The 14,301-nt window shown below is 53.3% G+C and carries 12 protein-coding genes; 4 read left to right on the top strand and 8 right to left on the bottom strand.

The window, feature by feature from the left end:
- Positions 1-4: 4 nt before the first annotated feature.
- The 7 genes from pdhA to Abci_RS11030 form a co-directional block, all read right to left on the bottom strand.
- Positions 5-1,015: a pyruvate dehydrogenase (acetyl-transferring) E1 component subunit alpha gene (gene pdhA, locus Abci_RS11060; protein WP_048839235.1), complete on the bottom strand. Its 1,011-nt coding sequence runs from the start codon at positions 1,013-1,015 to the stop codon at positions 5-7.
- Between the two features lie 118 nt (positions 1,016-1,133).
- Positions 1,134-1,616, bottom strand: a complete 483-nt coding sequence (gene moaC, locus Abci_RS11055) for a cyclic pyranopterin monophosphate synthase MoaC (protein ID WP_048839234.1) — start codon at positions 1,614-1,616, stop codon at positions 1,134-1,136.
- A gap of 1 nt (position 1,617) precedes the next feature.
- Positions 1,618-2,484, bottom strand: coding sequence for an indole-3-glycerol phosphate synthase TrpC (gene trpC, locus Abci_RS11050; RefSeq protein ID WP_048839233.1), 867 nt, complete (start codon positions 2,482-2,484; stop codon positions 1,618-1,620).
- Between the two features lie 2 nt (positions 2,485-2,486).
- The gene (gene trpD, locus Abci_RS11045; RefSeq protein ID WP_048839232.1) at positions 2,487-3,611 is read right to left on the bottom strand and encodes an anthranilate phosphoribosyltransferase; all 1,125 of its coding nucleotides are present in this window, start codon (positions 3,609-3,611) and stop codon (positions 2,487-2,489) included.
- A 2-nt stretch (positions 3,612-3,613) separates the two neighbouring features.
- Positions 3,614-4,210, bottom strand: a complete 597-nt coding sequence (locus tag Abci_RS11040) for an anthranilate synthase component II (protein WP_048839231.1) — start codon at positions 4,208-4,210, stop codon at positions 3,614-3,616.
- 56 nt (positions 4,211-4,266) lie between these two features.
- Positions 4,267-5,802: an anthranilate synthase component I gene (gene trpE, locus Abci_RS11035; RefSeq protein ID WP_048839230.1), complete on the bottom strand. Its 1,536-nt coding sequence runs from the start codon at positions 5,800-5,802 to the stop codon at positions 4,267-4,269.
- Complete coding sequence (locus tag Abci_RS11030; protein ID WP_048839229.1) at positions 5,799-7,715, bottom strand: peptidyl-prolyl cis-trans isomerase; 1,917 nt, start codon at positions 7,713-7,715, stop codon at positions 5,799-5,801. Before Abci_RS11030 ends, trpE begins: the two co-directional genes overlap by 4 nt.
- A gap of 228 nt (positions 7,716-7,943) precedes the next feature.
- Between Abci_RS11030 and tpiA the strand changes: the two genes are divergently transcribed.
- The 4 genes from tpiA to kdsA all read left to right on the top strand — a co-directional run bounded on the left by tpiA (position 7,944) and on the right by kdsA (position 11,682).
- Positions 7,944-8,684, top strand: coding sequence for a triose-phosphate isomerase (tpiA, locus tag Abci_RS11025; RefSeq protein WP_048839228.1), 741 nt, complete (start codon positions 7,944-7,946; stop codon positions 8,682-8,684).
- A 26-nt stretch (positions 8,685-8,710) separates the two neighbouring features.
- Positions 8,711-9,082 carry a preprotein translocase subunit SecG gene (gene secG, locus Abci_RS11020; protein WP_048839227.1) on the top strand — a complete coding sequence of 124 codons (372 nt, stop codon included), beginning with the start codon at positions 8,711-8,713 and terminating at the stop codon, positions 9,080-9,082.
- 141 nt (positions 9,083-9,223) lie between these two features.
- The gene (locus Abci_RS11015) at positions 9,224-10,855 is read left to right on the top strand and encodes a CTP synthase (RefSeq protein ID WP_048839226.1); all 1,632 of its coding nucleotides are present in this window, start codon (positions 9,224-9,226) and stop codon (positions 10,853-10,855) included.
- Entirely contained in the window at positions 10,852-11,682 is an 831-nt protein-coding gene (kdsA, locus tag Abci_RS11010; RefSeq protein WP_048839225.1) for a 3-deoxy-8-phosphooctulonate synthase, read from the top strand. Before Abci_RS11015 ends, kdsA begins: the two co-directional genes overlap by 4 nt.
- An 83-nt stretch (positions 11,683-11,765) precedes the next feature.
- On the opposite strand, the gene gyrB is transcribed toward kdsA, so the two are convergent.
- A complete protein-coding gene (gene gyrB, locus Abci_RS11005) occupies positions 11,766-14,207 on the bottom strand; it encodes a DNA topoisomerase (ATP-hydrolyzing) subunit B (RefSeq protein WP_048839224.1) in 2,442 nt (813 codons plus the stop codon).
- Positions 14,208-14,301: the final 94 nt, after the last annotated feature.

The following is a 14,301-nucleotide window of genomic DNA, read 5'->3' as shown; positions in this document are numbered from 1 at the left end:
GTTATCAAGCCTCTAGCAGAACGTCAGTGTAGAGTTCGGCAGCGTCAGGCTCGGGGCTTGTCTGCGCGAATTCAGCAGAATCATTAACAACAGCTTTAATGTCGTTTTCGATGGCTTTCAGGTCTTCTTGTGTGGTCCCGGCATCCAACAGAATCTGACGGACGTGCTCAATAGGGTCACGCGTCTTGCGGATTTCGTCCACTTCTTCACGTTTACGGTATTTTGCCGGGTCAGACATGGAGTGGCCGCGGTAACGGTATGTCATCATTTCCAGCAAATAAGGGCCTTTGCCTGCACGGCAGTGGGCGACGGCTTCAACAGCAGCTTCGTTCACGGTTGCAATATCCATACCGTCAACGCGTCGGCCGGGAATGCCCCACGGCTCACCATTGCGCCACATTTCGTGCGAGGCAGAAGCACGCTCTACACTCGTGCCCATACCGTACAAATTGTTCTCGATAACAAATATGCAGGGCAGCTTATGCAAAGCAGCAAGGTTAAAGCTTTCGTAAACCTGACCCTGGTTAGCAGCGCCATCCCCAAAATAAGCAATCGAAACTTCGTCTGTACCGCGATATTTGTTAGCGAACGCCAGACCAATGCCTAAAGCAACCTGCGCCCCAACAATACCATGCCCACCGTAAAAATTCTTTTCGCGGGAGAACATGTGCATGGAGCCACCCTTCCCGCGGGAATAGCCGGTGGCGCGACCTGTTAGTTCAGCCATGACACCTCTGGGGGTCATGCCAGCAGCCAGCATTTGCCCATGGTCACGGTAAGAGGTGATAAGCTTGTCACCGTCTTTCAGTGCCATCTGAATACCGACAACAACGGCTTCCTGACCAATGTAAAGATGGCAGAAGCCACCAATCAGCCCCATGCCGTAAAGCTGCCCGGCTTTTTCTTCGAAACGGCGGATAAGCAACATGTCATGAAATGCTTGGGTAAACTGCTCGCGGGTCAGGGATGGCCCATTCCCCCCAGTTTTCTGAATATCGTCTTTACCCGCCTGCATCGGCTGTTTCCTTTTTTATAGTCAGAAGTGCAAAAAATTCAGGAAGTCTCTTAAAACCAGAACGACATGCTGCATCTCCAGCCGCTTGGCTGCCATGTTTTTTATCGGGTGCAACTGTCTATGACTTGGCGTCATAGTCTCCAGACTGTCCCCCGCTTTTATGCTCAAGGTGGATGTCGGAAATACGCATTCCACGGTCCACCGCCTTGCACATATCATAGAGCGTAAGCGCTGCGGCCGAGACCGCTGTCAGTGCCTCCATCTCTACGCCGGTTGTCCCTGTTGTAACAACGGTCACGCTGATCTCAATCCCGTTATCAATGGGCAAAAGATCAACCTGAACACTGCTGAGGGCCAGTGGGTGGCATAAAGGTATGATATCTGCGGTCTTTTTTGCTGCCATAATGGCCGCTATCCGCGCAGTTGCCAGCACATCACCTTTTGGTGCTGTGCCAGAGACAATCATCTCCAGCGTTGCTGGCAGCATGTAAATGCTACCTTTTGCTGTTGCGCGCCGCTTGGTGCTCGGTTTGCCCGAGACATCCACCATATGTGCATGTCCCGCATCGTTAAGATGCGTCAGCCGGGAAGATATGCTCATATCAGGAAGAGCCGAGAAGCGCCCGTACCGCCTGTCCTGGGTCTGGTTGCCGCAGGAGCGATTCCCCAACCAGAAAACCAGTGGCTCCAATTTCGGCCAAGCTCATGACGTCTGCGTGAGTTTTGATGCCACTTTCCGAGACAATAATACGGTCCGGCGGCACCAGAGGGGCGAGTTCACGGGTGGTCGCAATGTCTGTTTTTAAAGTTTTGAGATTACGATTGTTGATACCGATCAGGAACGTGTCGAGCGCCAGAGCTCTGTTGAGTTCCTCTTCATCATGAACTTCAACCAGAACGTCCATCTCCAGACCCTTGGCATGATCAACCAGTTCAAGGGCTTCTTCGTCTTGCAGGATACTCATGATGAGAAGAATGCAATCCGCACCAATCATCCGGCTTTCATAAACCTGCCACGGGTCGAGGATGAAGTCCTTGCGCAGCACGGGCAAGGAGCACGCGGCCCGAGCTGTCTGAAGATCCTCGTTCTGTCCGTGAAAGCAGGAGCTTTCGGTCAGAACAGAAAGGCAGGCCGCTCCAGCATGTTCGTAGGCCTGAGCTATTTTTGCCGGGTCATAGTGCTCTTGCAGGATGCCTGCTGAAGGAGAGGCTTTCTTTATTTCTGCTATCAGGCCAATGGAGCGGTCAGCGGCCTTTTCCTTGAGCGCACGACCAAACCCACGGGGCGCATCCTTACTTTCCTGGGCTCTGGCCGTAATCTCCTTTAACGGAAGAAGAGTTGAACGGTGCTCAACTTCAATCCGGGTGCGGGCGCAGATACGAGAAAGCACATCGGGCAACTCTTCCGCACGAATGCACGCTTCAACGTCAGATACGCCTGTAGTGGATGAAGAGGGTGTTTCGTTCATGGTCATCCTGTCACGTTTGGAGCATGCGTAGAGGCAGAAGATGTACGCAAACTGGTTAGGACTGCCAAGGCAGAGCCATCATCAAGAGGTCGGCTGACGTAGGACACACTCTCCTTAAGAGCTGTGGTGTCAATTTTCCCGTCAGTCAAAAGTTTGGTGCGGCCAGCAACATGCAGTGCGCATGCGGCATTCAATACGACGGTATCACGATACGCGCCGGAAGCACCGTTTAGAAGGGCTAAAAGCGCTTGCGCATTATAGGTCGCGTCATCGCCCTTAATGTCAGAAATGGGAGCCTGCCGTAAACCAGCCATTTCCGGGGTCAGGGTGAAATGATATTTCTGTCCCTGATCCAGCGCAACCACCTGTGTCGGGCCTGCCAGCGTTATTTCGTCAATACCCTGACACTCCCCTTCCGGTTGACCACACACAGCCCAGACTGTGTGTGATCCCAGAAGGCTCAAGACGTCCACAATATTGTCGAGCCACTCAGCGGAAAAAACACCCACAAGCTGACGTTGGACAGATGCCGGATTAACAAGCGGGCCAACTAAGTTGAAGAGTGTCCGGATACCGAGGGCTTTTCTTACCGGCGCGGCGTGCCGCATGGCGGGGTGGTGATGGGGAGCCGCCAGAAAGGTGAGATGGTGCTGTGTCAGCTGGTTGGAAAGGGCTTCCAAATTGTCCAGCGGTTCAATTCCCAGTGCAGCCAGAACGTCTGAGGCACCGGTGCGCGACGACACGGCACGGTTGCCGTGCTTGGCAACTGGAATGCCCAAAGCTGCCAGAACAAACGCAGTAGCTGTGGAAATGTTGAGCGTGCCGTAATTATCCCCGCCTGTGCCGCAGACATCTATGGTGTCGGGTGGCACGGTGGGCAGCGAAATCATGCGAGCGCGCAAGGCTCGCACAGCTCCCAGTAGTTCGGCCTGCCCTTCCCCCTGCACGCGCATGGCCGCGAGAAACGCGGCGATGCGTTCAGGAGAAACACCACCTTCTACAATGATGCCAAAAGCCTGCTCGATCTCATGGGTATTTAATCGCTGGCCAAGGCATAGCTTATTCAGCAGCGATAAAAACACCTCATCTGGTGAGAGGGCATTTTTAGGAAGAGAATAATTAGACATGCTTAAGGCTGCGGCTTTTTGGCAACCCATTCCTGCGCATGGGTCAAAAAATTACGCAAAATGTCATGCCCGTATTCTGAGGCAATGCTCTCGGGATGGAATTGCACGCCAGATATGGGATATTCCTTATGGCGTACCCCCATGATCACACCGTCTTCTGTCCAGGCAGTGACTTCCAGAATGTCAGGAATACTGTCAGGGGCAAGCGTCAGGCTGTGATAGCGTGTTGCCTTAAAAGGGTTAGGAAGCCCCTCAAAAACACCAGACCCATTATGGAAGACCGGGCTTATCTTGCCATGCATAGGTATAGGAGCACGAACCACGTCAGCCCCGAACACCTGCCCAATAGCCTGATGCCCAAGACAGACGCCAAAAACGGGTATCAGACCGGCAGCCTGTTTAATAAGATCACAGCAGATGCCAGCTTCGTTAGGTGAGCATGGCCCCGGTGAGAGAACAATGGCATCTGGGGTTAAGGCAAGAGCCTCTTCGACAGTTAAGCTGTCATTACGATGGACCTGACAGCTTTCCCCGAGTTCACCCAGGTAATGCACCAGGTTGAATGTAAAACTATCGTAGTTGTCGATCAGAAGGATCATTGCAGTATGATGGCCTTGTGTTGCCGTTGCGTCAAATATCAGGTGCTATAAGGCAGTCACCAGCCATGCTGAGTTTGGGTGAGTGCATGTTCTGCGGCGCGGAAAACGGCGCGCGCCTTCTGCCGTGTCTCCTCATACTCAGCTTCTGGCACGCTATCCGCCACAACGCCGCAGCCCGCCTGCACATGCATCATACCATCTTTAACAACGGCCATACGGAGCCCGATACATGTATCCATATCTCCGTCAGCTCCAAAATACCCTATGCAGCCAGCGTAGGTCGCCCGACGGGTTCGTTCAAACTCATCAATAATTTCCATAGCCCTGATTTTAGGTGCGCCGGTTAAGGTCCCCGCTGGGAAAGCGGCAACAAGTGCATCTAGCACGTCAACATCGGCTCGTACTGTGCCTTCCACATTGGAAGAGATGTGCATGACGTGGCTGAAGCGTTCAATAACGAAGCGCTCCGTGACCTTCACGCTACCAGCTTCGCACACGCGCCCAACATCGTTGCGGCCGAGATCAATCAGCATGAGATGTTCAGCAAGCTCTTTTTGGTCGCTGAGCAAATCCTGCTCAAGTTTCAAATCTTCTTCAGGGCTTTTGCCTCGCGGCCGTGTGCCAGCAAGGGGCCGTACGGTCATTTTACCATCTCGGACCCGGACAAGAATTTCCGGTGAGGAGCCGACGAGGGAAAAGGTTCCGAAATCTAGGTGGAATAGAAATGGTGCCGGATTAATCCGGCGTAGGCTGCGGTAGAGAGAAAGGGATGGCAGTGGGAACGCGGTAGAGAACCTTTGGCTCGGGACAACCTGAAACGCATCCCCTGCCGCAATATAGTCCTGTATTTTCTCAACGGTCTGACAAAATTCAGCTTTTGTGAAGGTAGAGTGCGGTTCCTGAAATTCGCCAATTACGGCTAGCGAACGGTCCAAAGGCAACCCGGCACTCAGGCACGTCTTGGCTTGGGTAAGAAGTGCCTGTGCGTTGTCCCACGCCGTTTTTGCGGTCTGGTGAGGCGTTGGGCGAATAGGTGCAGCCAGAATGAGCTCATCACTCACCGTGTCAAAAACCGCAAAAAGTCCGGGCCGAATAAGAATGGCTTCAGGTAAATTGAGGTCATCTACCGGGGCATGAGGCAGATGTTCCATCTGCCGCACCATGTCATAACCCAGATAGCCAAATAACCCGGCAATCATGGGGGGCAGGCCCGCAGGAAGGTCTAACTTACTTTCCTGAACCAGTGCGCGGAGCGAGGCAAGAGCCGGATCATGTTGCTTTTGGGGTGCCCCCCCAGGCTCATCAGGAGCCCGATCAAGCGTTACGTCCCCTGCATGGCAGGTCCAGACAAGGTCAGGCTTGAGAGCAATAACAGAATAGCGGCCACGGGAGACACCACCCTCTACACTTTCCAGAAGGAGAGTGTGTTTATGTGTGGTGCTATCAAAATGACGCAACCGCATGTAGGCGGAAACCGGTGTCAGCAGATCGGCTGGTTCAACAGAAAAGACAACACTTCCCTGCCCTTCGCTCCAGCGTTTTTCAACGTCCTGAAGAGAGGGAGAGGCTTGCAGGTGTGTGTTCAGGCTCATGGAGAAGATGTCCCGTCAAACCCAAGGGAACTCAGCGTGGCCGTAACAGCGCGTTCGGTAATTTTGGGAGGAAAGCGCTTGGCAAGTGCATCGACGTAAGAGGCAACCAAGTCATCCCCCTCAGATTGCGTCAAAGCGTCTCTCACCCGCTGAAATGCAACCGGGTCAGCCAATGGATCGGGCGTATAAACCTTGGTCACTGTGGCGATGAGGAAAGAGGTGTCGTCCTGCGCCATAACCGACTGACCGGCTTGCATTTGTGGCAGATAGCCCATCAGCTCGGAAGGAATGTTTTTATTGGGAGCGCTGCGCGAGAATGAAAGATCCTTAACGCTTTGTGCTGCACTCGCTGTCTGGGCAATTCCACCATGGTCTTTTGCTGCCGTATAAATGGCCGTAGCGCGTAGGTCCGCAGCATGTTTGCGGGCTTCTGCCTGCCAAGCGGCAAGAACATCAGCTTTCGCAAGCTCAAAGCTGCGGGGCGCTGCTGGTGTAATGGCGTCTACCTGCACGGCAAACCAGCTATTGTCCGGGCCTTCGATCAGGTTGGGCTGATTACCTTTTGGAAGGGAAAAGACCTTTTGAAGGAGAGCCTCGCGCAGCTTGCCTGATGCAGGAAGGGGGGCCGGTTCCTTGTCTTGCGTGTTGCCGTTGGCATCCATGGTGCCTGCGGCTGCAACCGCACCAATGTCAGCGGGAATGGAGTCTAGACCGCTGCCGGCAATGGCATCCTGCAATTGGCGGCTTCGTTCAGCGACAATGGATGGAGCTTTGGCTGTGCGATATTGTTGCAGAATATCTTGTTTGGCGACCTCAAATGGCGTGGTGCTTGGTGCCGTAATCTTGTTGACACGGAAAACAGTCCATCCAGCCTCGGTTTTTACAGGCCCCTGAACCTGGGTTAGAGGTGCTGCGAAAACAGCCTTGCTGAGAATTTCTGACGGGATCCCGGAAGCCCGTGTTCCTGGCATGTCCACAGAGGCTCCGCCTTTGGATGCAGCCTGCACGGCATTCCAGTCCGCACCACCCTGCCACAGGGCAGCCGTCTTGCGCGCGGCTTCCTCGTCAGGGAGGGTTACAACCTGCACATCGCGTGTTTCAGGCACGTTGTAACGTGACGATTCCTCGTCGTACACGCGCTTTAAATCTTTATCATCGACGGTAATCGTCTGGGCTGCCGTTGCTGGAGAGAGAACGACAATACGGGCGTGACGAAATTCGGGAGCCTGGAACATCCAGGGATGGTTTGCATAGTAACGTTGCAGGACTGCATCGCTCGGGGTGGGGGGTGTAGCTTGTTCGGAAAACGGAACACGTACCAGATCAACAACCCGCGTTTGCAAACCAAAAGCGGAAAGACGGCGTGCCATGAGTGCTGAGGATGTGCCGCCTTGTGCAACAGGCTGTAAAACTGTGCGCGATGTTAGATCATCGCGGATCAATGTCAGGAAATGCTGCTCGTTCATACCCCGCTCACGCAGGCGCGCATTGAGGATAGTGCGGTCAAATTGCCCAGTGGGCCCTTTAAAATAAGGGAGTGAGAACACCTCATCCCGCACGGCTGAATCAGGCACACTGATGCCGAGGCGATGCGCTGCCTCAAGCACCTCTTCCTGTCCAATCAGGCGTTGTAATACCTGATAGGCAACCTGCTTCCGCAACGCAGGCGGAAGCTGTGACGCGTCTGATACGCCCATCTGTTTTGCCATGTTAGGCAACTCGGATTGTATGGCCTGCGCAAGATCATCAGAACCAATACGTCCGTTGCCGACTTTTGCCACAACGTCCGTCTCTGTTCCCATATAGTTCACGACATCACCAATGCCCCATCCAATAAATGCGAGAAACAGGACGATGGCGATAACCCGGCCTAACCAGGAATCAACAAAAACGTGACGAAGATAGGAAATCATGAACGCAGGATCCGATGGGAGACAGAACAGCATATCACGGCATGCCGTGAACGCGGCACCATAAGCGGCCAGAGAGCGCTTGACCAGTCGTAAGAACGGTAAGGCTCGTTAAACTCGTATCCTACTTGCCTCGAAGTGCAACTGTATGGTTAAGGCTATCTCACCCCTCAGGTGGCGGGCACCCTGTGCAACAACGCCGCTGCGTAGTTCACAATAAGGAAGACAGACATGAGCAGACAAATCATCGTCGGTAACTGGAAGATGAACGGCACAACCCGTGATTCGCAGGCGCTTGTGCAGGCTCTCCTTGGTAAAGTGATAGCGGACGGGCCAGAGGTGGTAATCTGCCCGCCCTTCACGCAGCTTGCTCTACTGGCTTCCGCTCTGGAACCGTCGCCTATCGGTTTGGGTGCTCAGGACTGCCACAAAGACGTTTCCGGAGCACATACGGGTGACATTTCCCCCGCCATGCTGACCGATCTTGGCGTATCACACGTCATTCTCGGGCATTCTGAACGTCGTCAGGAGCATGGTGAGTTGGATGAGACCGTGCGGGAAAAAGCCGTTGCGGCTGCAAAAGCTGGTTTAACCCCCATTGTCTGTGTTGGGGAAACGGAAGATCAGCGCGAAAGTGGTGATCATTTTGATACGCTTGGTTGGCAGATCAAAGGCTCCTTGCCTGACGGTTTTTCTGGTATTCTCGCGTACGAGCCCATCTGGGCCATCGGCACAGGGCGTGCTGCAACCACCGAAGAAATTGCGGAAACCATGACATTCCTGCGGGAAGAGCTTGTCCGTCAGTTTGGCGAGGCTGGAAAAACTATCAAAATTCTGTATGGTGGCTCTGTTAATGACAAGAATGCGGCTTCCATTCTGTCGATTGCGGATGTAGCAGGAGCGCTTGTTGGTGGCGCCAGCCTGAAAGCTGAAGCGTTCTTGTCCATTATCAGTGCAGCATCTGCTGCCTGAAATTAGTATCTTACCCGGAAGAAGACATGACCACAGCCCTGCTGATTCTGCATTTTTGTGTAACCGTAGCCCTTATAGGCACTGTGCTTATTCAGCGGAGTGAAGGTGGTGGCTTGGGTATTGGCAGCGGTGGGCAGGGCATGGGTGCTTTCATGTCCGGACGTGGGACTGCAAACCTGCTGACCCGGAGTACAGCGGTTCTTGCTGGTTTATTCATGCTCCTATCTCTTGTGCTGGCCGTCCTCAACCGCGGTGCAGTGAGCGGGGCTGGTCATGATATTCTGGCTCAGGCTCCTGTTGCGCCTGTATCTGCCCCTGCACAGCCTGCTCCTGCGGCGGCAACAAATGCACCGGCTGCGCCAGCTGTGCAGGCCCCTCAGCCGCAGACGCAGCACTAATTCTATGAAGATCGCCCCTCCCCCTTTTCTTAAGGGCGGAGAGGGAACGTGCCTCTGTTCCTCCGCGCTTGTAGAAAGCTGCGGAGGAATTTTTTTGTCCATCTTTACCCACCCGGTTCTGTCCGTGTAGGAAGCCTGCTCATGACTCGTTTTGTATTTATCACCGGTGGTGTGGTGTCCTCCCTTGGTAAGGGCATTGCTTCCGCAGCCCTCGCCTCCCTCCTTCAAGCACGTGGCTACAAAGTCCGCTTGCGTAAGCTGGACCCGTATCTCAATGTGGATCCGGGTACGATGAGCCCCTTCCAACATGGGGAAGTATTTGTCACGGAAGATGGTGCCGAGACAGATCTCGACCTTGGTCACTACGAACGCTTTACGGGCGTGAATGCGACCAGAGAAGACAATACAACAACAGGCAAGATCTATTCTGACGTTATTGCCAGAGAGCGACGTGGGGATTATCTGGGCGGCACTGTGCAGGTTATCCCGCATATTACAGACGCCATTAAAGACATTGTGGTTGCCAACACGGACGATGTCGATTTTGTTCTGGTCGAAATTGGCGGTACAGTGGGGGATATTGAAAGCCTTCCCTTCCTTGAATCCATCCGTCAGCTCCGCAATGACCTTGGGCCGGCTCAGAGTATGGTTGTGCACCTTACCCTGTTGCCATGGATCCCATCAGCAGGCGAACTGAAAACCAAACCGACCCAGCACTCCGTAAAAGAGCTGCAAAATGTTGGTATTCAGCCACAAATTCTTCTGTGCCGGTGTGACCGCGCCATTCCGGATACTGAACGCCGGAAAATTGCTAATTTCTGCAACGTGCGGCCTGAGGCAGTTATTGCCGCGCGGGATGTTGATACAATTTATTCCTGCCCGCTTGCGTACCATGCTGAAGGTATGGACAACGAAGTCCTGCGCTATTTCGGACTGCCGTTTGAAGAAGAGCCAGATCTTTCTGGCTGGGAAAAAATTGTTGATGCCATCCGCCGCCCGAACAATGAAGTGCGTATTGCGGTTGTTGGTAAATACACAGCCCTGCTGGATAGCTATAAATCCCTCAATGAAGCTTTGCTTCATGGCGGTATAGACCACCGGGTCAAGGTGCGGCTTGACTGGGTAGAGGCCGAAGCGCTTGAGAAATCAGAAGAGGCCCTGGAGCGTCTTGCTAAGGCTGACGGTATTCTGGTTCCGGGTGGCTTTGGTGAACGCGGGTCAGAAGGTAAGATTGCCGCTATTCGTTATGCACGTGAGCAAGGTATTCCGTTCTTGGGTATCTGCTTTGGTATGCAGATGGCTGTTATTGAGTGCGCCCGGAATCTTGCAGGCATTCCAGACGCGTCATCCACAGAGTTTGGCTATACCAAGGAACCCTTGGTAGGGCTTATGACTGAGTGGGCCCGGGGCAATGAACGTTTGCGCCGCAGTGAAGGTGGAGAGCTCGGCGGGACCATGCGCCTTGGTGCCTACCCTGCCGTGCTGAGCACAGGCTCTCGTGCAGCTGAGGCTTATGGCACGACCGACATCAGGGAGCGCCATCGCCACCGCTATGAGGTGAATATTCACTACCGCGAAAAGCTTGAGGCTGCGGGTTTGAAATTCTCAGGCTTGTCTCCTGATGGTATCTTGCCTGAAGTCGTTGAATATCCGGATCACCCCTGGTTTGTGGCAGTGCAGTATCACCCTGAACTGAAGTCTCGTCCTTTTGCTCCACACCCGCTGTTCTCAGGTTTTGTCGGTGCGGCTCTTAAGAAAGTGCGGCCAGCATGAGTGGAGTATTCCACAATTTTCAACTCGGGACCCAAACGGTTGGTAATGACCAGCCGTTTGTTCTGATTGCGGGTCCTTGTCAGATTGAATCCGCTGCGCATGCATTTGAGACGGCAAGCGCATTGAAGGAGATTTGTGCGGCGGCTGGCGTTGGGCTGATTTACAAAAGCTCTTACGATAAAGCCAATCGCACCAGCCTCACCAGTGCGCGTGGGGTGGGACTGCACCAGGGTTTGGAAATTCTTGCAGACATCCGTCAACAACTGGGCATACCAGTTTTGACAGATGTACACACGGCAGAACAGTGCGCCCCCGTTGCAGAAGCGGTTGATATTATTCAGATTCCCGCTTTTTTGTGCCGTCAGACAGACCTTTTGTTGGCAGCAGGCAAAACGGGCGCTGTTGTGAACGTCAAAAAAGGCCAGTTTTTGGCCCCGTGGGACATGCAGCATGTCGCTGCAAAAATTGCGTCAACGGGGAACCAGAAAATTATGTTGTGTGAGCGGGGTACCAGTTTTGGATATAATACCCTGATCAATGACATGCGTGGCCTGCCTATTATGGCGCAAACTGGCTACCCAGTTGTTTTTGATGCCACACATTCGGTCCAGCAGCCGGGGGGGCTTGGTGGGTCTTCGGGTGGACAGCGCGAGTTTGCGCCTATTCTCTCACGGGCGGCTTTGGCAATAGGGGTTGCTGCCCTGTTTATTGAGACGCATGAGAACCCAGACGCAGCACCAAGCGATGGTCCTAATATGCTGCCCATAACGGCACTGCCTAAGTTACTTGAGCAGTTCAAAGCGATAGACGCGCTGATCAAAAGCTGACCATTAGATTTTACTTCTAGGTGTAAACAAAAAGGGGCAGACTTTCAAAAGTCTGCCCCTTTTTGTTTTTCTACCTAGGTTCTTTACACGTCCAGATTGGCAACTTTCAGGGCGTTCCCGACAATAAAGTCACGACGGGGCTCAACCACGTCACCCATTAGCGTCGTAAAGACTTGGCTGGCTTCTTCCACATCTCCAACTTTCACCTGCAACAGGGTACGCATAGACGGGTCGAGGGTGGTTTCCCAAAGCTGAGCATCGTTCATTTCGCCCAAGCCTTTAAAGCGGTTGATCGCCAAACCGCGGCGACCTTGTGTCAGCAAACGAGTATAAAGCTCTGATGGTCCAGCAAGCTCTACCTCTGAACTCTCATGTTTCAGGCTTACACCTGTTCCGAACTCTTTTTGCAGACGTTCTAACTGCGCGGTAAGCCAACGGGCATCCGCTCCCGCAAAACTTGTGGGGTCAATCCGGTAGACTTCCCCCACACCGCGTACATTGCGCGCCAGCTCAAGGCCATCTTCACTCGCCACAACTTTCCACCCACGTTCGTTTTCGGGGGAAGCTGCATCCAGATTTTGTTGAAGCGTACTGACCCTGCCCTGCACAATGGCGAGGTCAGCCGCAAGCGCACCAGCAAGTGCAACCTGCTCAATAATCCACTTTGGAATACGGTTGGATAGGCGGGCAATTGCTTGCGCGGTCTGCCGTATGAAAGGAAGATCAGCCTCCAGTTCTTCGCCGCTGACAGCGCGTTTGTCGCTATAAACGAAGCTCGCATTATTAAGCGCTTTATCAAGCAGATACTGCTCCAGTGCGGCATCGTCTTTTAGGTAACGCTCTTCATTCCCGCGTTTGGCACGGTAAAGCGGTGGCTGGGCAATATACAGGTAACCGCGTTCTATCAGTTCAGGCATTTGCCGGAAGAAGAAGGTAAGCAGTAGGGTTCGGATATGTGAACCGTCTACGTCAGCGTCAGTCATGATGACGATGCGATGGTAACGGAGTTTGTCGACCGAAAAGCCGCCCTGATCTGCCTCGCCCCGACCAATGCCTGTGCCCAATGCCGTAATCAGAGTGCCAATTTCAGCGGATCCAAGCATACGGTCAAAGCGGGCACGCTCGACGTTCAGAATTTTACCTTTAAGCGGCAGGATAGCCTGAAAACGACGATCTCGACCTTGTTTGGCCGTGCCACCAGCAGAGTCACCCTCAACGATGAAAATTTCAGCTTTTGAAGGATCCCGTTCCTGACAGTCAGCCAGTTTGCCAGGCAGAGAGGAAATATCCAGAACACCCTTGCGGCGTGTCAGTTCGCGTGCTTTGCGCGCGGCCTCACGTGCGGAGGCAGCATCCAGCACTTTGGAGACAACAACCTTAGCTTCTTTAGGGTGTGTTTCAAACCAATGGCCGATCATGTCGGATGCAGCAGCATGAACAACGGGCTGCACTTCTGAGGAAACCAGCTTGTCCTTTGTCTGTGAAGAGAATTTCGGGTCTGGCACTTTGACGGACAGAACAGCCGTCAGGCCTTCTCGCATGTCTTCACCGACCAGAGACTGAGAGTCTTTTTTAGCAATACTCTCGGCATATTTGCCGACAATACGGGTTAAGGCCTGCCGGAAACCAGCAAGGTGAGCGCCGCCATCACGCTGGGGAATATTGTTGGTAAAGCACAGCATTGTTTCGTGGAAACTGTCATTCCAGCTCAACGCGAACTCAACTTTGATACCGCTTTCCTCGTTTTCAAGGCTACCTGTGATGGGAGGGGTGACAATCGGTGTCCTGGCCCGGTCCAGCCATTGGACAAATGCTTCTAGGCCGCCATCATAGTGGAAAATTTCTTCGCGTTTTTCTTCCGTGCGATGGTCTCTAAGAACAATTTCTAGCCCGGAGTTCAGGAAAGCCAGCTCCCGAAGGCGGCGTTCAAGAATGGCAAAATCGAATACGGTTTTCGGGAAAGTTTTGTCACTTGGTTTGAAGGTAACCAGCGTGCCCCGCTCTTCTGATGAAGGGCCGACAACCTCCAGGGCGCGGTCTCGTTCACCATGTCTGAACGTGATGACGTGTTCTGTGCCTCCACGCCAAATGCGGACTTCCATTTTTTCAGACAAGGCATTGACCACAGCAGCGCCAACACCGTGCAACCCGCCCGAAACTTTATATGAATTCTGGTTGAATTTACCGCCAGCATGAAGGCGGGTCAGCACGACTTCAGCAGCGCTAATGCCTTCCTCAGCGTGCATATCTGTAGGAATGCCGCGACCGTTATCCCGCACACTCACCGTGTCATTGGGAAGAAGAGTGACAATGCAGCGCGTGGCATAGCCAGCTTGTGCTTCATCCACTGCGTTATCAATAATTTCAAACGCCATGTGATGAAGGCCAGAGCCGTCATCCGTGTCCCCAATATACATGCCAGGGCGTTTTCTAACGGCATCAAGTCCTTTCAAAACGGAGATTGATGACGCACCGTAATCTTCTTCCATACCGGTCGGTGGCGTAGTCTGAGAGTGGTCAGTCATGAGTAAAACGTACTCCGGAGATGGAAGAATAAAAAACGACTTTCGTTCTTATACTCTGCCAGCCCGTTGGAGGCCAGATTCCTTAAGCTGTTTT

It is taken from the genome of Acetobacter cibinongensis (assembly GCF_000963925.1).
Classification (GTDB): Bacteria; Pseudomonadota; Alphaproteobacteria; order Acetobacterales; family Acetobacteraceae; genus Acetobacter; species Acetobacter cibinongensis.
Note: the sequence above shows the minus strand (reverse complement) of the source record. Positions and strands in the feature narration are given on the sequence as shown.